The organism is Pseudoduganella sp. GW821-FHT11H04 (genome assembly GCF_058807935.1).
Genome location: NZ_JBXARE010000007.1, coordinates 109,638 through 133,496, shown reverse-complemented (window position 1 = coordinate 133,496; position 23,859 = coordinate 109,638). Strand labels below are relative to the sequence as shown.

At 60.4% G+C, this 23,859-nt stretch carries 22 protein-coding genes; 14 read left to right on the top strand and 8 right to left on the bottom strand.

Features of this window, described 5'->3' with window-relative positions; genetic code table 11:
* Positions 1 to 110: 110 nt before the first annotated feature.
* Positions 111 to 2,858 carry a TonB-dependent receptor gene (locus tag AC1RTP_RS17110; RefSeq protein WP_498608863.1) on the bottom strand — a complete coding sequence of 916 codons (2,748 nt, stop codon included), beginning with the start codon at positions 2,856 to 2,858 and terminating at the stop codon, positions 111 to 113.
* A gap of 283 nt (positions 2,859 to 3,141) precedes the next feature.
* Here AC1RTP_RS17110 and AC1RTP_RS17105 point away from each other — a divergent pair, with 283 nt between their 5' ends.
* The 4 genes from AC1RTP_RS17105 to AC1RTP_RS17090 are packed head-to-tail and all read left to right on the top strand — an operon-like array spanning position 3,142 to position 7,554.
* Positions 3,142 to 4,407 (top strand): cyanophycinase, encoded by a 1,266-nt coding sequence (locus AC1RTP_RS17105; RefSeq protein ID WP_498608861.1) that lies wholly within the window; start codon positions 3,142 to 3,144, stop codon positions 4,405 to 4,407.
* A 2-nt stretch (positions 4,408 to 4,409) separates the two neighbouring features.
* Positions 4,410 to 5,540 carry a succinylglutamate desuccinylase/aspartoacylase family protein gene (locus AC1RTP_RS17100; protein ID WP_498608860.1) on the top strand — a complete coding sequence of 377 codons (1,131 nt, stop codon included), beginning with the start codon at positions 4,410 to 4,412 and terminating at the stop codon, positions 5,538 to 5,540.
* Positions 5,531 to 6,532: a GlxA family transcriptional regulator gene (locus tag AC1RTP_RS17095; protein WP_498608858.1), complete on the top strand. Its 1,002-nt coding sequence runs from the start codon at positions 5,531 to 5,533 to the stop codon at positions 6,530 to 6,532. Before AC1RTP_RS17100 ends, AC1RTP_RS17095 begins: the two co-directional genes overlap by 10 nt.
* Positions 6,529 to 7,554, top strand: a complete 1,026-nt coding sequence (locus AC1RTP_RS17090; protein WP_498608857.1) for an arginine N-succinyltransferase — start codon at positions 6,529 to 6,531, stop codon at positions 7,552 to 7,554. Before AC1RTP_RS17095 ends, AC1RTP_RS17090 begins: the two co-directional genes overlap by 4 nt.
* Before the next feature lie 562 nt (positions 7,555 to 8,116).
* Here AC1RTP_RS17090 and AC1RTP_RS17085 read toward each other — a convergent pair.
* From AC1RTP_RS17085 to AC1RTP_RS17075, 3 genes are read right to left on the bottom strand one after another with little or no spacing between them, the layout of a single operon-like run.
* Positions 8,117 to 9,082: a hypothetical protein gene (locus AC1RTP_RS17085; RefSeq protein ID WP_498608855.1), complete on the bottom strand. Its 966-nt coding sequence runs from the start codon at positions 9,080 to 9,082 to the stop codon at positions 8,117 to 8,119.
* Positions 9,079 to 9,936 (bottom strand): ABC transporter ATP-binding protein, encoded by an 858-nt coding sequence (locus AC1RTP_RS17080; protein WP_498608853.1) that lies wholly within the window; start codon positions 9,934 to 9,936, stop codon positions 9,079 to 9,081. The genes AC1RTP_RS17085 and AC1RTP_RS17080 overlap by 4 nt, the downstream gene beginning before the upstream one ends.
* A complete protein-coding gene (locus AC1RTP_RS17075; protein ID WP_155456721.1) occupies positions 9,933 to 10,301 on the bottom strand; it encodes a GntR family transcriptional regulator in 369 nt (122 codons plus the stop codon). The genes AC1RTP_RS17080 and AC1RTP_RS17075 overlap by 4 nt, the downstream gene beginning before the upstream one ends.
* A gap of 140 nt (positions 10,302 to 10,441) precedes the next feature.
* Between AC1RTP_RS17075 and AC1RTP_RS17070 the strand changes: the two genes are divergently transcribed.
* Positions 10,442 to 10,909, top strand: a complete 468-nt coding sequence (locus AC1RTP_RS17070) for a cupin domain-containing protein (RefSeq protein ID WP_498608852.1) — start codon at positions 10,442 to 10,444, stop codon at positions 10,907 to 10,909.
* Here AC1RTP_RS17070 and AC1RTP_RS17065 read toward each other — a convergent pair.
* The gene (locus AC1RTP_RS17065) at positions 10,863 to 11,639 is read right to left on the bottom strand and encodes a DUF72 domain-containing protein (RefSeq protein ID WP_498608850.1); all 777 of its coding nucleotides are present in this window, start codon (positions 11,637 to 11,639) and stop codon (positions 10,863 to 10,865) included. The genes AC1RTP_RS17070 and AC1RTP_RS17065 overlap by 47 nt on opposite strands.
* A 47-nt stretch (positions 11,640 to 11,686) precedes the next feature.
* On the opposite strand from AC1RTP_RS17065, the gene AC1RTP_RS17060 reads away from it, so the two are divergent.
* The 9 genes from AC1RTP_RS17060 to AC1RTP_RS17020 all read left to right on the top strand — a co-directional run bounded on the left by AC1RTP_RS17060 (position 11,687) and on the right by AC1RTP_RS17020 (position 20,828).
* Positions 11,687 to 12,256, top strand: a complete 570-nt coding sequence (locus AC1RTP_RS17060) for a DUF1439 domain-containing protein (RefSeq protein WP_498608848.1) — start codon at positions 11,687 to 11,689, stop codon at positions 12,254 to 12,256.
* 30 nt (positions 12,257 to 12,286) lie between these two features.
* A complete protein-coding gene (locus tag AC1RTP_RS17055) occupies positions 12,287 to 13,042 on the top strand; it encodes a hypothetical protein (protein WP_498608846.1) in 756 nt (251 codons plus the stop codon).
* 20 nt (positions 13,043 to 13,062) lie between these two features.
* A complete protein-coding gene (locus AC1RTP_RS17050; RefSeq protein WP_498608844.1) occupies positions 13,063 to 13,449 on the top strand; it encodes a hypothetical protein in 387 nt (128 codons plus the stop codon).
* A 155-nt stretch (positions 13,450 to 13,604) separates the two neighbouring features.
* The gene (locus AC1RTP_RS17045; protein WP_498608843.1) at positions 13,605 to 16,061 is read left to right on the top strand and encodes an adenosylcobalamin-dependent ribonucleoside-diphosphate reductase; all 2,457 of its coding nucleotides are present in this window, start codon (positions 13,605 to 13,607) and stop codon (positions 16,059 to 16,061) included.
* A gap of 264 nt (positions 16,062 to 16,325) precedes the next feature.
* Positions 16,326 to 16,571, top strand: a complete 246-nt coding sequence (locus tag AC1RTP_RS17040) for a hypothetical protein (protein WP_498608841.1) — start codon at positions 16,326 to 16,328, stop codon at positions 16,569 to 16,571.
* Between the two features lie 91 nt (positions 16,572 to 16,662).
* The gene (locus AC1RTP_RS17035) at positions 16,663 to 18,933 is read left to right on the top strand and encodes a nitric-oxide reductase large subunit (RefSeq protein ID WP_498608840.1); all 2,271 of its coding nucleotides are present in this window, start codon (positions 16,663 to 16,665) and stop codon (positions 18,931 to 18,933) included.
* Positions 18,934 to 18,935: 2 nt separating this feature from the next.
* On the top strand, positions 18,936 to 19,331 hold the full coding sequence (locus tag AC1RTP_RS17030) for an RrF2 family transcriptional regulator (protein WP_498608838.1): 396 nt from the start codon (positions 18,936 to 18,938) through the stop codon (positions 19,329 to 19,331).
* Positions 19,332 to 19,341: 10 nt separating this feature from the next.
* Positions 19,342 to 19,569: a DUF2249 domain-containing protein gene (locus AC1RTP_RS17025; protein WP_498608836.1), complete on the top strand. Its 228-nt coding sequence runs from the start codon at positions 19,342 to 19,344 to the stop codon at positions 19,567 to 19,569.
* Positions 19,569 to 20,828 (top strand): permease, encoded by a 1,260-nt coding sequence (locus AC1RTP_RS17020; RefSeq protein ID WP_498608835.1) that lies wholly within the window; start codon positions 19,569 to 19,571, stop codon positions 20,826 to 20,828. Before AC1RTP_RS17025 ends, AC1RTP_RS17020 begins: the two co-directional genes overlap by 1 nt.
* Here AC1RTP_RS17020 and AC1RTP_RS17015 read toward each other — a convergent pair.
* The 3 genes from AC1RTP_RS17015 to blaOXA form a co-directional block, all read right to left on the bottom strand.
* On the bottom strand, positions 20,785 to 21,465 hold the full coding sequence (locus AC1RTP_RS17015) for a Crp/Fnr family transcriptional regulator (protein ID WP_498608833.1): 681 nt from the start codon (positions 21,463 to 21,465) through the stop codon (positions 20,785 to 20,787). The two genes, AC1RTP_RS17020 and AC1RTP_RS17015, sit on opposite strands and share 44 nt — an antisense overlap.
* A 77-nt stretch (positions 21,466 to 21,542) precedes the next feature.
* Entirely contained in the window at positions 21,543 to 22,943 is a 1,401-nt protein-coding gene (gene nirK / locus AC1RTP_RS17010; RefSeq protein WP_498608831.1) for a copper-containing nitrite reductase, read from the bottom strand.
* Between the two features lie 177 nt (positions 22,944 to 23,120).
* Positions 23,121 to 23,855: a class D beta-lactamase gene (gene blaOXA, locus AC1RTP_RS17005; protein WP_498608830.1), complete on the bottom strand. Its 735-nt coding sequence runs from the start codon at positions 23,853 to 23,855 to the stop codon at positions 23,121 to 23,123.
* Between the last annotated feature and the right edge of the window lie 4 nt (positions 23,856 to 23,859).

The window sequence follows — 23,859 nt, the reverse complement described above, 5'->3', positions numbered from 1 at the left end:
GATCCGACGATCGCGTCTCAGCTTAAACGTTGAAGATCGAATTGGGCAATCTGTGGAAACGGAGACGCCCTGTCCTGCAGCATGACAGGCCAGGGCGCCTAAGCGAAGGGTTAGAACTTGTACTGCAAGTTCGCAAAGAACGAGCGGCCGCGTGGGTCGCCGTAGGTTGGATCCCAGGTTACTTCGAAGTAGCGCGACTGGTTGGTGAATGGCGGCGGCGTGTCGAACAGATTGATCACGCCAGCGCGCAGCTTGAGATTCTGGTTGAACGAGTAGCTGCCCGTCAGGTCCCACAGCGAATAGGCCTTCACGTCACGGTCGTTCCAGCCCGGATCGGCCAGGCCTGGAATGTTCTGGTCGCGGTAGCTGGAGAAGAAGGTGTGGCCCAGGCTCACATTGGCCGGGCCCTGGGTCCAGTCAATATTGAGCTTGTGGCGCCAGCGCTGCACGGCTTTGTCATCGCGGAATACGCCCAGGCCATTCGTCATCGGCGAGTTGGGATCGGACTGGAATTTGTATTTGGTGATCAGCGTGCCGTTCAGGCTGGCGCTGAATCGGCCAATCGAGCTGGCATCGCTACGCCAGTTCAGCGCAATATCGAAGCCGGAAGTGTTCAGCTTCCCGCGGTTTTCCTTCTTGAACTTCAGGAAGGAGATGACGCCATCTTCGTCTCGCACCACGATGTTCGGATCGTTGTAATAGACGGGATTGTCGAACACGGTTTGCTCGCCGATCTCCGAGATGATGTCGGTCTTACGAATGATCCAGTAGTCGAGGCTGCCGTCCCAGTTTTTGTTGGCTTGCACTACCAGTCCGAGCGAGAACTGCTTGGATTTTTCCGGTTTCAGCTGTGGGTTGCCGTAACGGTCCACATCGAACTGGGCCACTTCGCCCGAGATCGGATCTTTCACGAAGCTGGCCGTTGTATCGGAACGCACCGGCAGGAACATCTCGGAAATCGATGGCGCGCGGAAGCCGGTGCCGTAGGATGCGCGGCCCATGACTTCCTTGCTCGGCCGGTAGCTGACGGCGACTTTCGGATTGACGGTGTTCAGTGCGCCCGTCGTGATGTTGGTCAGTGGATCGTGCACGCCTTTGTAGCGGTCGTAACGCACAGCGAACTGGCCTTCCCACTCCTTGCTGAAGGGGGCATTGATCTCTGTGTAAATGCCGGCGATGTCGCGCGAGTTGGACGAGTCGGCCAGCAGTTCGTCGGAGCTGGAGCGGTCACCTTGCACATCGTTGCCGCGCAGTGCCTCGGTGGAGGTGAACGCCGTCTTCTCGCGCCGCAGTTCGGCGCCTACCGCCAGCATGGCTTCACCACCGCCCAGGGCCATCAGCGGGCGGGTCACCTTGCCATCGAAGCTGTCGCTGGTGCCTTTGGAAATTCGCGCTGCGTCATGGATTTTGATCGAGTCCATGAACTTGCGGCCAGAGTCATCCGTGGCTGGGACAAAGGGGTTGTACTTGCCACTGGCTATGCCGGCCAGCATCTTGCTGCGCGAAACCCAGCCATCGATATCAAGGTCGGTGGCCTTGTTTTCGCTGTGGTTGTAGGCGGTATCGTAATCCCAGTCGCCGAACTTGCCGGTCGCGCCGATCACGAAACGCTGCGCTTTGCTGGTCACTTCCGAAGTGCGGCGGCCGGCATCGGTCAGGCGGAAGCGGAAGTTGATCGGGTCGGTGATGCCGGTCTTAGCTTGCAGGTCGGCCGGCAGGAAAATGCCGTTCGTGGTGCCGTTGATGCTGCTTGAGACGGCGGGTGAGGCGGCATAGCTGGTCTCTGCTTTGCTCAGCAGGACCTCGGCAAACAGCTGGTGGTCGTCATTCACCTGGAAAGTGGCGCGCCCGATAAAGCTCATTTTTTTGGAATCCGGATAGACCTCCGAATCGCCCATGTAGTTGAAGGAACAGCCGTCGGTGCCGCCGGGACCGAGCGGACGCACTACGTTTGGTGTGCCGTCCTTGCAGGAGTCCCTGCCGAAGTTGACGCGAGTGTCCATCCAAGTGCCGCCGGGCCCTGAGCCTTTCAGGTAGCCGGAACTGTTCAAGGTCGCCAGTTGGGCGTCAGTCAGGTCGACGTTGCCAGGGAAAGTGTAGCTGGACAACTGTGGCGACAGGCGGTCAGGCAGGCTGTACTCCTGCATGAATTTGCGTTGGGAGCTGGCCAGGCGATCGGTTTTTTGCAGGTCCAGCGCGCCGAACACGTTGTAGCGGTCGGTACTCAAATTACCAAAGCCGCCTGACAGCGTGGCCGATCGTTTTGCGCCGCCGCCTTCGCCCGTACGCAGCGCATAGACGCTGACGTCGCCACCCTGGTAATCCTTGCGCGTGATGAAGTTGATCACGCCACCCATGGCATCGGTACCGTAAATCGCCGAAGCGCCATCTTTGAGCACTTCCACGCGCTGGATCGCGCCGGCCGGGATGTTGTTCAGGTCGACGCCGGAATTGTCGCCGGGGCTGGCGAAGTTGGCCATACGGCGACCGTTCAGCAGGACCAGCGTGCTCGATACGCCCAGGCCGCGCAGGTTGGCGCCGTTGAAACCGCGCTGGCCACCCATGACGTCGCTGGTGCTGGCGCCATCGGTCAGCGCGCCCACGTTAGAGGAAATCTTTTGCAGCAGTTCGGCAGCGGTGGTGACGCCGGTCTTTTCAATATCTTCGCGTTTGATCACCTCGACTGGCAGCGCTGTCTCGCCCTCGATGCGCTTGATGCTGGAGCCAGTGATCTCCACGCGCGGCATGGTTTGCGCGTAAGCGCTCATCAAGCTCATGCTGCCAAGCGCGAGCAATACAGCATGGGTGCAGCGGGTGCGGCGGAGCGCCGATGCCTTGTGCGTGCCAGGTATTTTCATGCGATCAGTCCTCGTAAGTTGGTATTCAAACGCTAGTGACCTGCTTGTATTCATAATGAAACAGTTGCAGTGTATGCAGCATTGCAAGACTTGCGCGCGCTGGATGTTGCGAGGGTCGCTCTGTGTGAAAGGCGTGTCGCATTGTTGCAAGGATGGAAGCTATCATCTGTTGCGGACTTTCCACAGTGCGACATGCAATTGCCAATGTGCGCCGCGTGTGGAAATAGTTCCCCGATCAATGGCAACATACTCAGCAATTTCATTGCGGTAAGGAGCTTGCTTCGTGAAAGTCGTTTCATTACTTCTGCTCTGTGCGGCGCAGCTTGCCAATGCTGCCGACACTTCGCAGGCGCAGGCCTTCCAGCCTGTCGCTGGCACGGTGGTACCGATGGGCGGCGCCATTCGCGACGACAACGAGGCGGTACGCCAGCGGCTGGTGCAATTGGCCGGTGGTTCTGCGGCACGCTTTGTGGTGATTCCCACCGCATCGGACCGGCCAGAAAAGTCGGGCGCGGATGCAGTCGCCCAGCTACGGCGCCGTGGTGCGCAGGCAGAATTGCTGAAGATTGCCCCGCGTTGGACAGGTGAATCGTTGGAGTCCGCACGCCAGGCAGCGGCCGATCCTGCCAACCTGGCCAAGATCCGCAACGCCACTGGAGTGTTCTTTACCGGTGGGGCGCAGGAACGCACAGCCGATGTACTGAACCCGGACGGCGTAGCGTCGCCCGTTCTGCAGGCCGTGCGCGAGCTGCAGACGCGTGGTGGCGTGGTTGCCGGAAGCAGCGCTGGTGCCGCCATCATGAGCAGCACGATGTTCCGAGATGCGATGAATTCTGTGCAGGTGATGAAGGGCGTTATGCGCGACGGTAAGGAGATCGACCGGGGCCTGGGTTTTGTTGGCGACCAGCTGTTCATCGACCAGCACTTCCTGAAGCGAGGCAGGGTGGGGCGCATGCTCGCGCTGATGCTGGCCAAGGGTTATAAGGTGGGGCTCGGTGTGGACGAGAATACAGCTGCCATCATCCACGGCAGCGAAATTGAAATCGTCGGCGGCAGCGGTGCGCTCTTGCTCGACTTGCGGCAGGCGACGCAGGAGCCGGGGCCCGTGAACGTGCGCAATGTACGGATTTCCTACCTCGACAACGGCGATCGCTACGACCTCGCCAAATTGAAGGGGCAGGTATTGGCCGCCAAGCAGGCCCGGGGCGAAATCAAGTTCCGCCAGCCGGGCTTTGCATCGGAGCTGGAATTTGTCCGTCCCGCATTTACCGACATCCTCGGCGAAAACACCATCCTGCGCGCGCTGACGCAACTGGTGGACGGACCGCGCGATCATATCCGTGGCATTGCCTTCGACCTTGAGAACTTACCTGACGCGCCAGTCGCCGATCCTGCTCCGGAGCTGGGTTTCGAGTTCATGCTGCGTCGCGATGAACATACGCATGGCTGGGATAACGAGGGGCTGGACAACAATGATTACTCGATCTTCGATGCGCGGCTCGATGTGCGGCCGGTGCGCCTGAAAACGCCTTTCTATCAGGCGTGGTGAACATGGAGCAGATCACGGTCGCGCTTCCATCCCCCGCCGCAGGTACCACCCGCAGCCTGAGTTACCTGCGTTTTGGTCAGCAGGGCCAGGGCCCCAAGGCCTATATCCAGGCATCGCTGCATGCGGACGAATTGCCCGGCATGCTGGTCGCCCACCATTTGCGAAACCTGCTGGCCGGGCTGGAGCAGCAGGGCAAGCTGTTGGGCGAAGTGATATTGGTGCCAGCAGCTAATCCGGTTGGGCTGGCGCAAACGTTACTGGGAACCAGTCAGGGCCGCTTCGATTTGCGCACGGGGCAGAATTTCAATCGCATGTTCCACGATCTGTCGCACGATGTATGGCAACGCGTGCAGCCGCAGCTGGGGCAGGATGAACAGGTCAACCGGCAACTGATTCGCACCGCCATCCGGTCCAGCCTGGCCGGCAGCCAGCGCGATGTTGCGGCCAGCGACGAACTGTCGGCCCAGCGCCTGGCGCTTATGCGTCTTGCTGCCGATGCGGATGTGGTGCTGGACCTGCATTGCGACTGCGAATCGCTACTGCACATCTACACAGGGACGCCCATCTGGGAGCGGGTAGCACCGCTGGCCGGTTTGCTCGGCGCCCATGTCGCTTTGCTGGAAACGGAATCAGGCGACGACCCGTTTGATGAAGCCTGTTCGCGCATCTGGTGGGACATTGCAGCGCTGGCAGACGGCCTGTACCCCATTCCGCTGGCCTGCCTGGCCGTCACCATCGAGCTGCGCGGCTATAGCGACGTCAATCACGCAACGGCGGCCCATGATGCAGCGGCGATATTGAATTATTTGCGCTTACAGGGCGTGCTGGCCGGCCCCTTGTCGCAAGAGGTACCTGCGGCCTGCGAGCCGACGCCGCTGGCCGGCTGCATGCCGGTGGCGGCGCCGTCGGCAGGACTGGTGGTCTATCTGCGCGAACTGGGCGAGAGCGTGCGTGCGGGCGAGCCTTTGATCGACCTGATCGATCCCGTCAGCGGCAGTGTGCAACAACTACTGGCGCCGGTGGACGGCTGCTGCTTCTCCCGCGAAAACCGGCGCTATGTCGCACCCGGTACGCGCCTGAGTAAAGTGGCTGGCAAACATGCGCTGCGGAGTGGTTCGCTTTTATGGGCTTGAATCTCTATCCCGTTTCACTGGTGTTGCTACCGGGCTTCTCCCTGTTCACGCTGGGGGCGGTGCGTGCCGCGATCACCGTTGCCAACGAGGTGGAAGGGGAGGCCATCTATCAGCTGCGTCAATTTACTCCGGATGGCGAAGCGGCCACGTCCCAATGCGGCCTGACGCTGGCGGCAGAATCGCTGGCCAGCTTGAATCCTGAGCAGCCAGGCCTGCTGATGCTGATCGCGGACGAGCGTCTGAGTCTGGACTCCAGCCACCAGCTGGGACATCAGCTACGCCGCCTTGGTCAGGACAGCGACTGGGTCCTGGGCGCCTGTGGCACGGGCGCGCAAGTGCTGGCGGACCACGGGCTGCTCGATGGCTACCGTGCCGCGATCGACTGGCAAATTCAGGCGGAGGCCGCGCAGCGCTATCCCGAAACGGTGTTCACGCAAGGGCTATACGAGCTTGACCGCAACCGCATCAGTGCCGGCGCAGGCGCCGCAGTCATTGACTTGATCCTGTATTGGCTGGGCAAACGTCACGGCAGCATGTTCGCCGCCGAGGTGGCGGTTGCGCTGGGGCTGGAAAGGCTGCGAGGTGGCGATGAGCGCCAGCCGGTACCCGCATCGGCGCAGCCGGCGGTGAGTTCGACGCGGCTCAAAGACGCGTTGGAACTGATGGCGGCCAACCTGGCAGAACCCTTGCCAGCAGAAGATATTGCGCAACTGGTTGGCGTGTCGCGCCGCCAGCTTGAGCGCCTGTTCCGCCAGCACCTGGATACCTTCCCGTCTCGCTACTACCTGGAATTGCGGCTCAAGCACGCGCGCCGTCAATTGAAGCAGACCACGCTGTCGATCCAGCAAGTAGGGCTGGCGTGCGGATTCACTTCGGGCTCCCATTTTTCCACCACCTACCGTAATTATTTCGGCTGCACTCCGAGGGAGGAGCGTTCCCGGAATACCATGCCGCTAGTCGAGTCTTATAACGCCGGAGAGGACTTGGAATGAACCACCTGGACTACCTGTTGCGTCCGGCAACCCTGGACGATCTCGACGTCATAGAAAAATTCTCCAGGGCTGCGACATTCAGCATCCGCACTTTGAAACCGGATCGTGCCCGCCTGGCCGCGCGCCTCGAACGCTCACTCAAAGCATTTGCCGGGAGTGAGCCGCTGAACGGCGATGAAATTTACCACTTCGTGCTGGAGGATTTGCAAGCAGGGCGAGTGGTGGGTACCAGCGGCATCGTCGCCAGTGCCGCGTCGAATGGGCGCTTCTATTGCTACCACAACGAGTTTCTCGTACACGGCAGCGACGAGCTTGGCATTACCAACCGCGAGCACACCTTGCGTTTGTGTGAAGACCTGTCCGATCACACTTTGCTCAGTTCGTTCTACATCGAGCCCGAATATAGTGAAACGCTGGCGCCGCAATTGCTATCGCGTGGACGGCTGCTGTTCATCCGTAACTACCCGCACCTGTTCGCAGAACGGATAGGCGCGGAAAATCCCGGTCTTTGCGATGACGAAGGCAATAGCCCTGTGTGGGATGCGCTGGGCCACCGCTTCTTCAAAATGCCGTTTCCCGAAGCTGAGCAGCGCACCGGCGGACGCTCCAAAAGTTTCATCGCCGAGCTGATGCCGCGCATGCCGGTGTACGTATCGCTGCTGTCCAAGGAAGCCCAGTGGGCCATGGGGCAGTTGCATTCGGATGCCGAACTGCCGTTCGGCATACTTGTGGCGGAAGGGTTCGATGTGGACTCCTACGTCGACATCTTCGATGGCGGACCAATCGCCGAAGCGCGTGTCGCTATGCTGCGCTCAGTCGTCTCGGCACTCAATGTGGAGTTGGGGGACGACGTTGGTGCAGAGGGCGAACCTTGCATGGTCGCCAATATGGAACGCTCAGGATTCCGCGCTACGCTAACGCGCGGCGAATTCGTCGACGACACCGTGCAGATTTCGCGTTCTGCGATTCAGCGACTCGGGCTGAACGAAGGCGCGCGAGCCTGTGCAGTACGAGTCGGTTGATTGTGGTCATCTATTCGTCAATAGCCGACCGTTAGATACTGCGCTTCGGTTCAATCTGGCGATTTCAGGAGGCCGAGCCGAATCCCTCGCCAGCGGGTGAAAATACAAAGTACCACTCCCAACGGGACGAGAACGGTGGGAATGAAGATCACCTGTCTGATGATGCGGTCAAGCGTGAGTGGCGTGGCGCCATTTAACTGTGCGAAAGTATTTCCAGCAATGATCACGAAAAGCGTCCAGCCGGCGCCCGCGGCACATCCGATCAACATAGCGCTTCTAATCGCCCCGCTCAAACACCTGATGGAAATGGCATAACCAGTCGCGGCCATAAGCAAGCACAATGGGGTGCAATACAGCGACCGATCCGCGCCAACGTAGGATGTCCTGGGTTATCGATTCATTGTCGAATGTGGAAGCAGGGGCTTTGTAAGGCGAAATCAATTGGGAATTCGGGCTAAAAGAAAAAGAGGACAGATCGGCGGGATAAGCAGGTCAATAACATCGGCCAGATCGGCGGCTCGGATCCTGAAGAGCCGAGCTGCCGAATGATGAGATACCTCGATCAGTTCTCTTCGCGCCAGCGGCGCAGGTAGATCGCGCCGGCGATCATCGCCACACCCGCTGCGACGCCAATCCACAGGGTCGGGCTGCCCAGCGAAGCGTAGGCCTGGTTGAAGAAACCGGTGATCTGGGCTTCAGGGTTGTTGTGCATGCCGGGGGCGTTATGCATTGCGTCGCGGGCCGATTCGTCGAAGATGAACCAGGCGCCTGGCAGTACGCTGCCCAGCAGGCGCAGGACCACTTGCGAGAAGAACCATTCGATCTTGATGCCGAGGCTGAACGCGTGGTTGGCCCATGCGATCAGTGCGCCGGTGATCAGTGGTGCGCCTACGGCCCACAGGAACACTTTGCTGCGCGCCCAGCTCGAGACCAGCAGCAGCCAGCCTACGGTTGGCAGTGCCCACAGCATGTAGACCGGCACGAGGGACAGCATGCGGAATGGGCTGAGCCAGAAGTTGGTCGACGATACCAGGTCGCCGAACACGTTCGCGCCGTGCAGGGTGAGCGCGAGGGCGCCCATCAGGGTAATCGCCATCGCTACCACGAAGGCGGTGGCCGCAATCACCAGCGGGAAGCCGAGCAGGGCTACGATGGCTTTGGACAGCACGGTATTCGTGTCCGACACGGGCAGCGATTTCCAGAACAGGATGCTACGGTCGCGGCGGTCGTCATACAGGGCGCCAAGGCAGTAGAAGAAGATCAGGAACGCCATCATGATGTACAGCGGCGTGCCCATCATCGGGAATGCTGCGCCAAAGGCACTGGCCATGTCATGGCGCTCCACGACGGACATGTTGTGGAAATTCTCCAGGCTGTCGCCATTGAATTTCCCTTCCATCGTTTTGCCGACGATGAGCATCAAGGCGGTGAAGGCGACCATCAGGCTGCCGACGACTGCCGGCGCCCAGAACAGCATGCCCTTGTTTTCCCAGTATTCGCGCTGGATCAGCCATTTCATCGTATTCATTCGTAAGTTCCTTTCATGCTGGCCACGAACAGGTCGGCCACGCTAGGGGTACGGGTTTCGCCAAACGTTTCCAGTTGCTTGCGCGAGACGCCGTCGAACAGCATTACCGCTTTGCCGAAGACCGTGCGCTGGTGCAGTGGCTGCAGGGCGCTGGCGGCGGTCATGTACTCTGGCTGCACCATCACTTCGGTGTAGCGGTCGCCGATTTCGTCCATCGAAGCGGCGAGGGTGATCTTGCCGTCGCGGATGAACATCAGGTCGGTCAGGATGTTTTCGACTTCCTCGATCTGGTGGGTCGTGATCAGGATGGTCTTGTTTTCGTCGAAGTAGTCTTCCAGCAGCTGGTGGTAGAACTGCTTGCGATACAAGATGTCCAAGCCCAGGGTCGGTTCGTCCAGCACCAGCAGCTTGGCGTCGATGGCCATGACCAGTGCCAGGTGCAGCTGCACGATCATGCCCTTGGACATGGCCTTCACCTTCATGTCCGGCGAGAGCTTGGTGTTGGCGATGTACTTCTCGGCGCGTTCGCGGTTGAAGCGTGGGTGCACGCCTTCGCAGAAGGCGATCGCGTCTTTCACCTTGAGCCAGCGCGGCAGGATGGCGACGTCGGCGATGAAGCATACGTCTTTCATCAGCTCGTCGCGCTGCTGGCGCGGATCCAGGCCAAGCACATTCAGCTCGCCGTCGAAGCGGGACAGGCCGAGGATGGCTTTGAGGGTCGTGGTTTTGCCGGAGCCGTTTGGCCCGATCAGGCCGACGATGCGGCCGGCTTCAATCTGGAAGCTGGCATCGTCCAGCGCCTTGGTGGTGCCGAAACTCTTGCTCAGGTGTTTAGCGGTGATGATCGCTGTCATGCCGGGGCTCCTTGTGGCGGCACATTCGTGCTGCGCAGCAGTTGTTCAATATCCAGGCCCAGGCGGCGGATACGTTCCACCATGGCGGGCCATTCTTCGCGGATAAAGCGTTCGCGTTCAGAAGATAGTAGTTTATCAACAGCGCCGTCAGTAACGTACATACCTAATCCCCTTCTTTTTTCAACCAAGGTTTCGTCGACCAGCTCTTGATAAGCGCGGGAGACGGTAATCGGGTTCAATTGATAATCGGCCGCGACCTGGCGTACCGAGGGCAGGGCGTCGCCGGGCTTCAGCAAGCCGTCCAGCATCATGCCGACGACCCGCTCTTTTAATTGCAGGTAGATCGGACGGTTTTCATTCCACATACATCGTTTCCTCCAGTGTTGGTGATTTAATGGACTGGTGTTGTAGTGAACTATAACACTGAATTTGTCCGGCGCAAGTGGTTTTTTTGCAAATTGTGGCTATGCTCTATGTTGGAGTACACCGTTCATAGGAGATTGTCATGTCCAGATCCATGCCTCGCGCCCTGGCTGCTGTCTTTGCCGCTGCTGCTTTTGGGTGCCTTATTCCTGTTTCCGCAATGCATCTCGGTGATGAGATGAAGTGGGGCGATGCCCCGCCAACGCTTCCGAAAGGCGCTAAAGCAGCTGTTTTACAGGGGGATCCGACCAAGGCTGGGCCGTTTGTCATCCGGCTGCATGCGCAGAATGGATATAAAGTGCCGCCGCATATGCATTCCATGATGGAAAACGTGACCGTGATTAAGGGCACGCTCATGCTGGGCATGGGGGAAAAGATCGATGCGAAGGCTGCCAAGGCTCACCATGCTGGGGACTTCGTGGCGATTCCCGCCAAGACCAATCACTACGCGATTATGAAGGGCGACACCATCGTGCAGATTCACGGCGAGGGGCCGTTTGATATCACGTATGTGAATCCGGATGATGATCCGATGAAGGGGAAGAAGTAAGCATCTGGCGTAGTTGCAGCGCTTGCCGGACTTGAGTGCCGGACATGGTGTTGTCGAAGATGACTAGTGCGCGGCCTTGCTGGCCGCGTAGCCAAGCTGCGACCTTTGCCAACCGTTCTTGCTCATAGATGGAGCGGTAGATCAGGGGGCTGCCGTGCAGGCGGACGTAGGTCTCTTCGGTACTCGTCGCGATGTACGGGCCGGGCTCGCCAGCGGGCGGGTCGGCCAACACTCGTGTTACTCCCAATTCGCACATTAGTGTGGTCGCTTCTTCGGCGAACCAGGAGCCGTGTCGCGCTTCGCACGCCAGCGCGATGCCGCTCGCGATGGCGTCGAGGCGGGTGCGAAGGATTGCGAATAAAGCTTTCGCTGCTGCTGGGTCGAAGCGCAGGCTTGGGGGAGTTTGCACCAGCACCCAGCCGAGTTTGGCGCCCAACGCGCCGGCCTCCGAGGCGAATTGGTCGAGGTCGGGGCTGACTTCTTGCAGGCGCTTTTCGTGAGTGATTGTGCGCGGCAGTTTGACGGCGAAGCGGAAATTGGTTGGTACGCTTTCAGCCCAGCGTGAGTAGGTTTCGGGTTTGTGCGGGCGGTAGAAAAATGAATTGATTTCGACGGCGTTGAACACAGCGGCGTAGCGCTCCAGGTTGCTGCCAAACGCGGCGGGAGGGAATATCTCTACGTCAGCCCTGGGCAGGGCCCAGCCTGCGATACCAATGGTTACAGGTTTCATGTGCGATCCCCGCTATAGTCATGCCCAATATGACACAGGAGCTTCAGATGAACCAACACAGACGCTGGGCCGTACGCGCCGCGTTCGCTGCCGTCACTGTTTTGATTGCGGGCTGCGCCACTTTTGCCGGTCCGCGTGACTACGACGTGCCGCTGGCGAAGCTGCAGCGCAATATTGACCAGCGCTTCCCTATTGAGCATCGAGCGTTGGCCGTGTTCGATTTGCGCCTGGTGCAGCCAAGGCTGGCGACGTTGCCGAACGACCGCATTGCACTGACTGCGCTGCTGTCGGTGAGCTCGCCTTTCATGCGGCAGGAATATACCGGTACCATTTCGCTGTCGGGCCGCCTGAATATCGATGCGTCGCGCAACGCGGTGATGCTGGCCGATACTCGCCTGGAAGACTTCATGCTGGATGGGCTGGACGAACGTACGCAGCGCCAGGTCAGCGGAGCCGCGCGGGTGCTCGCCAACAACCTGGCACGCGAGACGCCGATTTATACCTGGCGTCCGGATGAGCTGCGGTATGCGGGCGTACAGTTCGTGCCGACTGCCATTCGCACTTCATCAAGCGGACTCAGCATCCACCTGGAACCCTTGCGTGACGGTCGTCTATAATCCAGACATCAACATCTTGGAGAAAGTGAAATGCCGTTTTTCGGTCTGGGTCTGCATATTCTGGTTGCCATCTTTTTTGCCGTGCACGCTGTGCGCCGCGGGCGCGAGCTGTATTGGCTGCTGATCCTGTTTTCCTTCCCGCTGCTGGGCAGCCTGGTGTATTTCTTTGCCGTCTACCTGCCGAGCTCGCGGCTTGAGCACGGTGCGCGCAAGGCGATTTCCGCTGCGGGCCGCATGCTTGATCCAGGCCGTGAATTGCGCGAAGCACGCGACGCTTTCAGCTTCACACCGACCGCGCAAAATCAAATGCGCCTGGCTGCAGCTCTGCTGGAAGCCGGGGAAGCGGCCGAGGCGGCTACGACCTACGAAGCCTGCTTGCAGGGTGCTTTCGGCTCCGACCTGGAAATTCGCCTTGGCGCGGCGCGTGCAAACCTGGCTGTTGGTGCGCATGGCAAGGCAATTGAGCACCTGGAATTCATCCGCCGCACCGACGCCAATTACCGCGCCGAGCAATGCAGCCTGTTGCTGGCTCAGGCGTTTGCATCGGCTGGACGTAACGATGAAGCCCGTGCCGAATTCGAGGCCGCGGTGCAGCGTTTTGGCAGCTTTGAAGCACGCGCCGAATATGCGATCTGGGCCGCCAGCGTGCGCGAATTCCAACTGGCGCAACGCCTGAAGAGCGAGCTGCAACACACGATGGACCGCTGGAACCGGCATACGGCGTCAATGAACGACGCCACCGTACGGCGTTTGAATGCCGCGTTCGCGCAAGTGCCGCGCAGCTAAAGAAAGAAAGGAGCATCAGAATGCATAGCCCGGTCCTGATGTTCCAATCGTCCCGCTTTGAAATCGTTCAAGACGAAGACAAGCTGACCAACCCCGGCATCTTTGGCCGCAGCCTGGCCGAGTGGATGGCCAATGAATTGCCCACGCACGGCTATCGGGCGCTGGGCGAAGTGATCCCCGAGGACTTCGCCTGGTGCGTGCCGGTGGAGGCGGAAGACTGCGAGCTGTACGTGGCTTGCACCAACTCAGACGAAGGCTGGCAGACGTATGTTTTCGCCGACTGCGGCCTGATGGAACGGCTAGCGGGCCGCGACCCCCGCGCCACCGCTGTCGCCGGCCTCTACTCAGCAGTGCTGTCGATTCTAGAAGACGCTCCGGACATCACTTACCTCCACACCCTCCAATAGCACCCCCTACAGCCGAGCCCGTGTCACACCTTGGGGTCTGACCCCAAGGTGTGACACGGGCTCGGCTGTAGGGCTTCAAACTTATCCTGAATCAAGGATTTTGGTTCGGCGTTCGGCGATAGTCAGGCTCAGTTTTAACCTGAGCAGGACTATCCATGAATGCAAATGAAAAAATGTTCGGCAATCCCATGCCGCCCCAGGAAATCTCGCTGGACGTGCTGCGCGAAAAGTATGCGAAGGGGGATGAGCAGGACATCATTGATGTCCGCCGCCGCGTGGCGCGTGCTCTGGCCGAGCTGGAGGCGCCGGATCGACGCGCTGATCTTGAAGAGCAATTCCTATGGGCGCAGGAGAATGGTTTCGTACCCGCTGGGCGGATCAATTCGGCGGTAGGCCTGGGGCTGAAGGCTACGCTGATGAACTGCTTTGTGCAGCCGGTGGGCGATTCGGTTACCGGGGAGGATGATGGGCTGCCGGGCATTTATACCGCTGTGGCGGAGGCGGCGGAGACTATGCGCCGTGGCGGTGGCGTGGGCTATGACTTTAGCGCCATCCGTCCGGCCGGGGCCAAGGTGAAGGGTACGCAGTCGCGCGCTTCGGGGCCGGTGTCGTACATGGAGGTGTTTGACGCGTCCTGCAAGACAGTGGAGTCGGCAGGCGCGCGGCGTGGTGCGCAAATGGGCGTGCTGCGCATTGATCATCCGGATATCGAGCGCTTTATCGCTGCCAAGGATGATGGCGGCTTCCGCAATTTCAACCTTTCGATTGGCGTGACTGATGCCTTTATGCGCGGGCTGGCTGCGGACTCGGAGTTCGAGCTGGTGCACAAGGTGGAGCCGGGTGATGAGGATCTGGCCGCCGGCGCTTACCGTCGCGATGACGGAATGTGGGTCTATCGCCGAGTGCCCGCGCGCGAGCTGTGGGATAAGGTGATGACTTCCACTTATGACCATGCCGAGCCGGGCGTGCTGTTCGTTGACCGCATCAACGCTGAAAACAATCTATATTACTGCGAGACGCTGCGCGCTACCAATCCTTGCGGGGAACAGCCTTTGCCTGGGTATGGCTGCTGCGATCTGGGTTCGCTCAACCTGACTTGCTTTGTGAGGCATGCGTTCAGCGAGCGTGCGGAATTCGATTACGAGGCTATGTGCCGTGTCGCCGGGATCGGCGTGCGGATGCTGGACCTGGCGCTCGATGCGACCCAGTGGCCGTTGCCGCAGCAGGCGGATGAGGGGGCGGCCAAGCGGCGTATTGGCCTCGGATTCCTGGGGTTGGGAAGTGCGCTGGTCATGTTGGGGCTGCGCTATGACTCGGATAATGGGCGCGCAATGGCGGCCAGCATCGCGGAGGCGCTGCGTGATGCGGCTTACGCGGCTTCGGTGGAGCTGGCGCAGGAGAAGGGCGCGTTTCCGTTCTTCGACAAGGAGCTGTACCTGGAGGGGGCGTTCGTGCGGCGCCTGCCGGCTGCTTTGCGCGAGGCGATTGGTAAGTACGGTATTCGTAATTCGCACCTGCTGTCGATTGCGCCGACGGGCACGATCACGCTGGCCTTTGCGGATAACGCTTCCAATGGCATTGAGCCGGCGTTCTCGTGGGTCTACCAGCGCCGCAAGCGGATGCCTGATGGTTCGACGCGTTCGTATGAGGTGGCTGACCATGCGTGGCGCTTGTATCGCCACATGGGCTTTGAAATGGGGCAGTTGCCGCCGCAGTTCGTTACGGCGCTCGATATGGCGGCGCTGGATCATGTGAGCATGATGGAGGCGGTGCAGCCTTTCGTTGATACGGCGATTTCTAAGACGGTGAATGTGCCGGAAGATTATCCGTATGAGGACTTCAAGGACCTTTATACCGAGGCTTGGGTGGCGGGGCTGAAGGGGCTTGCTACGTTCCGGCCGAATACGGTGACGGGGAGTGTGCTGAGTGTGGCGCCGGAGCCGGCTGCGGTTAGTGCGGTTGCGAGCGCGTTGCGGGATGATGATCCTTTGCGTAAGCGGTTTGATGGGCGTCCGTTGGGAGAGCTGGAGTCGGTGACGTCCAAGGTTGAATACTGGACGCAGGAGGGGAAGAAGGCTGCTTACCTGACCGTGAGCTTTATTACGGTGGATGGCGTTGTGGATGGTGCGCCTGTGCGGATTGAGCGGCCGTTTGAGTTCTTCATGCCGGCGAACCAGCGTAGCGATGGGCAGCAGTGGATTACTTCGTCTATGCGCTTGCTGTCCATGGCGGCGCGGGCGGGGAGTTCGATTGCGAAGGCCTTGGCGGATATGCGGGAGGTGACTTGGGAGAAGGGGCCGGTGCGCTGCGGCTTGTTGACGCGGGAGGATGGGGTGCAGGTGCCGGTTTATCACGATTCGGAGGTGGCGGCGATTGCGTTTACTTTGCAGCGGATTTTGATACGGCGTGGGTTCCTGGATGCGTATGGGAATCAGGTGCCGGTGCCGCAGTTGGCGCTGCAGTTTGGGGTTGAGGGGTATGTGGCGCCGGAGGCGATGGCGGCGCCGGTGCAGTCGACGGGGAAGTGTCCGGAGTGTGGGGCGCGGGCTTTGAGGAAGGTTGATGGGTGTACGCGGTGTGTGGAGTGTCATTACATGGGGGGATGCGGCTGAAAAACCCTGTAAACCGGTAAACCGGGGTCTGACCCGCAGGGTCAGACCCCGTCTGCGCTGCCGCTGTTGGTGTTGGTTCTGGGTCTTTGACTTATTGAGAAAGTCAAAGGCCTTAACCATTACCTCCCCGGCTTCGAGACCGTTCGGGGTACGACCCTGCGGGTCGTACCCCGGTTTACCAGGTTTTGCTTAAGCTGCGTCAAGGACGAAAAAAACGCAGCTCCATAAACTTCCTCCCACACTAACCCCTCGGAGGACTTACAAATGCATCACTCTTTCCAATTAGCTTCCGCCCTGGACGCCGCCAACGTCACCCGCGTGCTTGACCTGCTGCGCACTGTCCCCGGCATCCGCGGCGTGCACGCCCCTGCCGGCGCGGCACACGTCGAAGTCGCCTTCGACGACTCCCTCACCAGCATTCATCAAATGGGCAAGCTGCTGGAAGAACATGGCTACCCGCCAGTCGCGCCACAACAACGTACTTGCTGCGGCGGTTGCGGCGGTCATTAAGCAAGACTTGACCTGGATCATGTGAGCTGCCCGAGTGGCGGCTGTATTCTGGCTAAAAACATACATTTGAAACACCACAAAAGGAGCTATCATGCACGCCACTAAGAAGTTATGGACGTGGCTCGCCATTATCTGCCTGCTATCGTTCTCGGTACTGGGCTGGGTGGGCCGCGAAATTTACCTGAAAGCGCCTCCAATAGCGCAAGTCGTCGACGACACCGGTTCGGTGCTCTACACGGCGGAGCAGGTCAAATATGGCCAGAGCGCCTGGCTGTCGGCCGGCGGCCAGCAACTGGGCACCGTATGGGGCCACGGCTCCTACCTGGCGCCTGACTGGTCGGCCGACTGGCTGCACCGCGAGGCCGTTGCGCTGCAAGACCTGTTCGCACGCAAGAACTTCAACAGGGACTACGCCCAGCTGGAAACCGGCGCGAAGGCTCACGTTGACGCTCTCGTGAAAACTGAACTGCGCACCAATACCTACGTTGCGGAATCCAATGAAGTAAAGCTGTCGGCTATCCGTGCAGAAGCGGTGCGCACCGTGGCGGCACACTACGCTGGCCTGTTCGGCGAGGTTGCGCAATACGACAAGCTGCGCGAACAGTACGCCATGCCTAAGAACTCGCTGCCGGAAGCGACCGACCGCGCTGCGCTGACCGGTTTCTTCTTCTGGTCGTCGTGGGCTGCCGCTGCTGATCGTCCGGGCGAAACGGGTCTGAGCTACACCAGCAACTGGCCGCATGAACCCCTGATCGGCAATACGCCGACCGCCGGCGCCGGCATCTGGTCCATCGCATCGGTCATCCTGATGATCGGCGCTATCGCCGGCATGCTGTTCTTCCATTCGCGCCATAAGGAAGAAGACGATCCTGTACCACCGAAGAACGATCCGCTGTTCTCGCTGAAAGCTACGCCTTCGATGAAGGCTACCAAGAAGTACTTTCTGGTCGTGATTGGCCTGATCCTGGCGCAAGTCGGCATGGGCGTAATCACCGCGCACTTTGCGGTGGAAGGTACGAGCTTCTTCGGTATCGAATTGGGTAACATCCTGCCGTTCACCGTCAGCCGCACCATCCACACCCAGTTTGCCGTGCTGTGGATTGCTACCGCGTGGCTGGCTACCGGCCTGTATATCGCTCCCGCGATTTCGGGCGCTGAACCGAAGTTCCAGAAGCTGGGCGCCGACGTGCTGTTCTACGCGCTGCTGTTCATCGTCGTAGGTTCGACCGCAACCGGCTGGCTGGGCACCTTGCAGCACAGGGGCGTTGACTTCTCGTTCTGGCTGGGTAACCAGGGCCTCGAATTCACTTCGATGGGCCGTGTATGGCAAATCCTGCTGTTCATTGGCCTGCTTTTCTGGGCCTTCCTGCTTGGTCGCGGCCTGTGGCCGGCGCTGAAGAAACCATCGGAAAGCCGCGGCATCATCGCCATGGTCTTCCTGGCTGCACTGTGCATCGGCGGCTTCTATGCGACTTCCCTGACCTGGGGCAAGGGCACCCACTATTCGATGATCGAGTACTGGCGCTGGTGGCTGGTCCACCTGTGGGTGGAAGGCTTCTTCGAAGTGTTCGCAACCGCAGTTATCGCGCTGCTGTTCACCAAACTGGGCCTGATCCGTGCTGCTTCGGCTAATAGCGCCATCATCCTGGAAACCATCGTCTTCCTGTTCGGCGGCATCCTGGGTACCTTGCACCACCTGTACTTCACCGGCACGCCAACTTCGGTCATCGCTATCGGCGCCATGTTCTCCGCGCTGGAAGTGGTTCCGCTGTCGCTGATCGGCATGGAAGCCTATCGCAACTACAAGCGTTCGCAGGCCGCTCCATGGGTCGGTGCATACAAGTGGGCCATCCTGTGCTTCATCGCCGTGGGCTTCTGGAATACCGTGGGCGCTGGCCTGCTGGGCTTCTCGATCAACACCCCGATCGCGCTGTACTACATGCAGGGTATGAACATGACTGCTGCCCACGGCCACGCTGCGCTGTTTGGCGTGTACGGCATGCTGGGTATCGGCCTGATGCTGTTCTGCCTGCGCGGCCTGGTTGACCGCTTCGCATGGTCGGACAAGCTGCTTGCTTCGATGTTCTGGTTCATGAACATCGGCCTGGCGATGATGGTGTTCATGTCGCTGGTCCCTGCCGGTATCTACCAGGCCGTGGCTGCGATCACCAAGGGCATGTGGTTCGCCCGTTCGCCGGAAGTTGTTCACTCGAGCTTCATGGAAACCGCGGTGTGGATGCGTGTTCCTGGCGATATCGTGTTCGCAATCGGCTGCCTGTTCCTGGCCCTGTTCGCCCTGCGCCTGATCGGCAAGGCGAAGAAGGAAGAAACCGTAGCTCAAGGCGTGGCGCTGGAGAACTAAGAATGCGCCTCACGGGCCACACCGACTATGCCTTGCGCCTGCTGATGTACCTGGGCCGGCAGCAGGGCAGGTTGGTGACCGTGCAGGAGATCGCCACGGCACACGGCATCTCCGAACATCACCTGCGCAAGGTGGCTCACCGGCTCGGACAAGCCGGACTGGTGGCCACCTGGCGTGGACGGGCCGGTGGCCTGCGCCTGGCGCAGCCGCCGGCTTCGATTTCGGTGGGCGCCGTGGTGCGCCTGGCCGAATCGGACTTTACGATCGTTGAATGTTTCAATGCCACGCGCAATACCTGCCAGCTGGCCGGCGCTTGCCGCCTGCAGGAGGGATTGCACAGGGCGACCGAGGCTTACCTCGGTCATCTCGACCGCCAGACCCTGGCGGACCTTATTTGAAGGAGCCATCATGAGTGCGCAAGAAATTTTGTTAGAGCTGTGCGGCATGGTGCCGCCTGAACCGATGGAGCGCGTCCTGGAAGCGCTCGACCTGTTGCAGCCTGGCCAGCATATCCGCATGGTGATCGACCGCGAGCCGGTCCCGCTGTACCGCATCCTCGAGAAAAATGGCTACCGCCACGCGACTTCGATGCGCGAAGACTTTATCTACGAAATCCTGATTACCCACGCCGACTGATGCAACGCAAGCTGGCTTTCGAGCATACGCCAGCGATGGCGTTGCCTTTGCGTTTCCTGCTGGTGGCGCCTTGGTTTGGCGCCTTGGCCGGTATGCTGCTTGTGTGGCAGGGTGCGGAAGCGATGAGCACGCGCTGGGCGCCGGCCACGCTGGCCGTCACTCACTTGCTGACGCTTGGATTTCTTGGCATGGCCATGGCCGGCTCGCTGTTGCAGATGGTGCCGGTGGTGGCCGGGGTGGAGCTGCGCTGGGCGCGCACCCTCGGTCCTATCATCTGGGCGGCACTCGCCGGCGGCGCTTTGCTGCTGGCCGGCGGCTTCCTGCACGGACTTCCCTGGTGCCTGCGCGCTGCGGGTGTGTTGCTGGCGGGCGCTTTCATTCTCCTTGTTGGGGTGCTGGCGCGCGCTCTCTCGCAGCGCTCGGCGCCAAATGCGCTGCCGGTCGTCGCGGGCATGCGCCAGGCCGTCGTTGCGCTGGCCTGCGCCGTGACGATCGGCGTTGCGCTGGCGGCTTTTCTCACGGGCGCCTTGCCGCTGCGCGTGATGGAATGGACCAATGTGCATGCTGCCTGGGCCCTGGTGGGCTGGGTTGGCGTGCTGGTGGTGTCGGTGGTCTTTCAGGTGGTGCCGATGTTCCAGTCCACCCAGTTGTTCCCGCGCCAACTGGCTTTTGTGCTGCCGCCGCTTTGCCTGGGCGGGTTGGCACTGTGGACTGCTGGCTACCTGCTCGACCGGCAATGGCAATGGCTGGGGGCAGGGCTTGTGAGCATTTGCCTGGCGGTGTTCGCTGCCTACACCCTGGTGCTACTGCTGCGCCGCAAGCGCGCCGCGGACGTGTCAACCTGGTACTGGTGGCTGTCGCTTGGCTCGCTGCTGGCCTGCGTGGCGGTATTCATGTGCCCGCGCGGCGTCGACAAATCTGTGGTGCTGGGGGTGCTGTTCATCGGAGGCTTCGCCATGTCGGCGGTGAACGGCATGCTGTACAAGATCGTGCCATTCCTGCTTTGGTACCACGGGCAGCACGCCGGCTGCAATGTGCCGGGCGTGCGCCAGCTGATGCCGGACAGCGTACCGCGCGTGCAGTTCGCCTGGCATGCGGCCAGTGTGGTGCTGTTGCTTGCTGCTGCCATCGCACCCGGCTGGTTGGCCCAGCTTGCGGGTGCGGTATTGGCAGTGTCCTGCATGCGCCTGGGTTTTGACCTGGCGCTGGCCGCTTTCAGCCTTCGTACGCTCGCAAGCGAGCAGAATCCAGAATCCTGATCTGGCGGCCGTTCACGGCGATCATGCCCTGGTCGGCCAGCTCGTGCAGCACGCGCGAGAAGTATTCCGGCGTCAGGTTCAGGCGCGAGGCCAGCAGCTTCTTGCTGACGGCCAGCGTGATCTCAGAACCGTCTGTCGCGTCATCATCCTTCAACAGATAGCCAATAATGCGCTGGCTGCCGGAGCGCAGCGAGTAGGCTTCCACGTCTGAAATCAAGCCGTGCAGGCGGCGGCTCATGCCGGCCAGCATGCGGCGGGCGAATACCGGATTGCGCGCCAGTTCGGCGAATACGGTGTGCTTGGAAATGTGCAGCAGCATGCAGTCGCTGACTGCGTGGGCGGTGACGATGTAGGGCTTTTCCATGAACATCAGCGCTTCGCCGAAGCTGTGTCCGGGGCCGATGATCTCGACGATCTTCTCGTTGCCCTGCGCGGACAGGAAGCTGAGTTTGACCTGGCCAAAGATGACCATGTGGAAGCCAACGCACGGGTCGCCGCGCTGGAAGACTGCGCTGCCGCGCGGGATGTGATGCTCGGTGGTGCCTGCAGCCACCAGCGACAGCTCCTCCTGCGACAGGTCTGCAAACAGGGGCAGTCGCTTGAGGAACTCGCGGGGGTCGATTTTGGGGCTTGGCATTTGGTTCTCCTGAAATGGCAAAAGGACCCGCATCGGCGGGTCCTGTCCTGGTTAGTTAATGTCGGGGCTAATCCTGCTTAGTGGCCCGAATCGCCGTCAGGCTTGCTGCTGGTCCGGAACACCTCCGGATTTTCCTTGCCGGTCACGTAGAGGAAGCCGACCAAGCCTTTCTCCATCCGCGACAGTGCGTGGTCAACCAGGATGAAGCGGCCCGGCACTTCAGTCTTGAATTCGACCATCGTTGCGCCGCCCGGAGCCACGGTAGTGGTCTGCACGTTCTGCAGCGGTGGCGAGGTCAGGTCGCCCATGCTGTAGACGCGGTCGAACACTTCGCCGATCACGTGGAAGCTGGAGGTCGCGTTAGGACCGCCTACACCGAAGAAGATACGCACGGTTTCGCCGACCTTGGCTTCCATGCGGTGGGTCTTGGTCAGCGCATCGTGGGTACCGTTGAACATCAGGTGTTCCGGTTGTTCGGCCAGCAGTTTCTCGAGCGAGAATTCAGCTTCGCCCGGGGTGCCATGCTTGGTCGCGGTGTACAGCTCGCCCTGCATCACGTAGAACTCACGGTCCACTTTCGGCAGGCCGCCTTCCGGTTCGACCAGGATCATGCCGTACATGCCGTTGGAGATGTGCTGCGCCACCATCGGGGTCGCGCAGTGGTACACGTACAGGCCTGGATTCAGGGCCTTGAAGGTGAAGCTCTTGGTGCTGCCTGGAGCCGCCTGGGTCACAGCTGCACCGCCGCCAGGGCCGGTCACGGCGTGGAAGTCGACGGAGTGGATCATGTGGCTGTCCTTGGCGTTGGACATGTCCACGTTTACGGTGTCGCCCACGCGGACGCGGATGAACGGGCCTGGCACTTTGCTGTTGAAGGTCCAGTATTTGTAGGTGGTGCCGTCCATCATCTGGCCGAGCACTTCAGTGGTGTCCAGCTTGACGTTCACGGTTTGCGGGCCGCGCTTGCCGACCGGGACGCCTACTTCCAGTGGGCTGCGCGATACGTCGGCGCCTTGTGGCGCGACTTTTGCCGGGCCGTCGCCAACGATGATCTTGCCGATCATGCCCGCTGCCACGTGGCCTGGCAGGGAGCAGATGTAGGTGAATTCGCCTTTTTTGTCAGCTTTGAAGACGATGGCGGTCGATGCGCCTTTGTCCTTCAGTTGGTTCGACTTGACCTTGAAGTCGGGCACCGAGATATCGTGGGTTGCGCCGTCGCCGTTGACCAGGTTGATCTGCACCACAGCACCTTCCGGCACGCGAAGGGTGGGGTTAGCCTTGCCCTTGGATTCGCCGGCGTCGCTGATGAAGACCAGCTTACCGTCCGCGATATCGGTGTGCAGGGTAAAGGTCACGTCAGGACGATATTGGACGGCTGTGCTGCCGCCATGCTGGCCATGCTGGGCATAAGCTGGCGCCAGGGTTGCGGCGCCGATCACCAGTGCAGCGATGGCTTTGGACATCAGGGTCGGTTTCATTTTCTTCTCACAGGTTTGTCCGGCACGGGATTGCGCCGTTTGACAGCTAAATCATATGTTTCACATGCATGTTATTGAATTGACGCAGGTCAAAAATTTGGAAAGAACTGCGTAATCTCAAGGCATGTTTGATTTTTTTGATTTAGATCAAGCGAGAAGGAGACCCTTTGCAACGGCTTAGAGTGAGAGCTGCGGCAAGCGTGTCAAAAAGTTATCGCGTTCGTCCATGCCGCTCGCGCCACCGGCTTGTGCGAAGACGATGCGCTTGCCGTCGCGTTCCAGCCAGCCGATGTACCAGCCGACGTTCTTGCCGCTGCCGGTTTTGCCGTAGACCTGCCAGCCGCCGACTGTTTCCGGGCGGCGAAGCAGGGCGGCGGACATGTCATAGGCCTTTGGTGTCACGCCAAGTTCGCGATTGAGCACGCGGCGCAGGAAGCCGATTTGTTCGTCGGGCGAAATGCGCAATGAGGAATTGAGCCAGGAGGCGGTCAGGCCGTTTTGTTTGCCTTTGTCGCCGCTCACGTCCGCGTTGCCGTAATCGAAGCGCTTGGTGTAGCTGGCGAAGCGCTTCGCGCCCATTTGCAGGGTGATTTGCTGCGAGTACCAGACGACGGACTCTTTCATCCACGAGCTTGGATCGTGGGACTGGCGCCATTGCGGGCGCCAGTCCACGTAGCCTTCTTTGAAGGGCAGCACGGGCGCATGCTCGTCTTGCAGGAGGCCGGCGTCGTAACCCATCAGGGCGATCGGCAGCTTGAAGGTGGACATCGGCGGCAAGCGCTTGTCGCACACGCCTTCGTGCACCAGCCACTTGCCGGTGGCGGCATCGGCCATCGCCAGGCAGTGTTCTGCGGAATATGCGGGCAAAGCGAGGCCCAGCCCTGCAAGCAGGGAGAAGATTGTGCGTTTCATTTTT

Excerpts from the sequence above, each read along its gene's own strand:
- AC1RTP_RS17060 (WP_498608848.1), top strand. The coding sequence starts at position 11,687 with ATGAACCAACACAGACGCTGGGCCGTACGCGCCGCGTTCGCTGCCGTC.
- AC1RTP_RS17095 (WP_498608858.1), top strand. The coding sequence starts at position 5,531 with ATGGGCTTGAATCTCTATCCCGTTTCACTGGTGTTGCTACCGGGCTTC.
- AC1RTP_RS17100 (WP_498608860.1), top strand. The coding sequence starts at position 4,410 with ATGGAGCAGATCACGGTCGCGCTTCCATCCCCCGCCGCAGGTACCACC.
- AC1RTP_RS17070 (WP_498608852.1), top strand. The coding sequence starts at position 10,442 with ATGTCCAGATCCATGCCTCGCGCCCTGGCTGCTGTCTTTGCCGCTGCT.
- blaOXA (WP_498608830.1), bottom strand. The coding sequence starts at position 23,855 with ATGAAACGCACAATCTTCTCCCTGCTTGCAGGGCTGGGCCTCGCTTTG.
- AC1RTP_RS17065 (WP_498608850.1), bottom strand. The coding sequence starts at position 11,639 with ATGAAACCTGTAACCATTGGTATCGCAGGCTGGGCCCTGCCCAGGGCT.
- nirK (WP_498608831.1), bottom strand. The coding sequence starts at position 22,943 with ATGAAACCGACCCTGATGTCCAAAGCCATCGCTGCACTGGTGATCGGC.
- AC1RTP_RS17030 (WP_498608838.1), top strand. The coding sequence starts at position 18,936 with ATGCGCCTCACGGGCCACACCGACTATGCCTTGCGCCTGCTGATGTAC.
- AC1RTP_RS17025 (WP_498608836.1), top strand. The coding sequence starts at position 19,342 with ATGAGTGCGCAAGAAATTTTGTTAGAGCTGTGCGGCATGGTGCCGCCT.
- AC1RTP_RS17075 (WP_155456721.1), bottom strand. The coding sequence starts at position 10,301 with ATGTGGAATGAAAACCGTCCGATCTACCTGCAATTAAAAGAGCGGGTC.
- AC1RTP_RS17045 (WP_498608843.1), top strand. The coding sequence starts at position 13,605 with ATGAATGCAAATGAAAAAATGTTCGGCAATCCCATGCCGCCCCAGGAA.
- AC1RTP_RS17015 (WP_498608833.1), bottom strand. The coding sequence starts at position 21,465 with ATGCCAAGCCCCAAAATCGACCCCCGCGAGTTCCTCAAGCGACTGCCC.
- AC1RTP_RS17020 (WP_498608835.1), top strand. The coding sequence starts at position 19,569 with ATGCAACGCAAGCTGGCTTTCGAGCATACGCCAGCGATGGCGTTGCCT.
- AC1RTP_RS17040 (WP_498608841.1), top strand. The coding sequence starts at position 16,326 with ATGCATCACTCTTTCCAATTAGCTTCCGCCCTGGACGCCGCCAACGTC.
- AC1RTP_RS17080 (WP_498608853.1), bottom strand. The coding sequence starts at position 9,936 with ATGACAGCGATCATCACCGCTAAACACCTGAGCAAGAGTTTCGGCACC.
- AC1RTP_RS17090 (WP_498608857.1), top strand. The coding sequence starts at position 6,529 with ATGAACCACCTGGACTACCTGTTGCGTCCGGCAACCCTGGACGATCTC.
- AC1RTP_RS17055 (WP_498608846.1), top strand. The coding sequence starts at position 12,287 with ATGCCGTTTTTCGGTCTGGGTCTGCATATTCTGGTTGCCATCTTTTTT.
- AC1RTP_RS17035 (WP_498608840.1), top strand. The coding sequence starts at position 16,663 with ATGCACGCCACTAAGAAGTTATGGACGTGGCTCGCCATTATCTGCCTG.
- AC1RTP_RS17050 (WP_498608844.1), top strand. The coding sequence starts at position 13,063 with ATGCATAGCCCGGTCCTGATGTTCCAATCGTCCCGCTTTGAAATCGTT.
- AC1RTP_RS17110 (WP_498608863.1), bottom strand. The coding sequence starts at position 2,858 with ATGAAAATACCTGGCACGCACAAGGCATCGGCGCTCCGCCGCACCCGC.
- AC1RTP_RS17085 (WP_498608855.1), bottom strand. The coding sequence starts at position 9,082 with ATGAATACGATGAAATGGCTGATCCAGCGCGAATACTGGGAAAACAAG.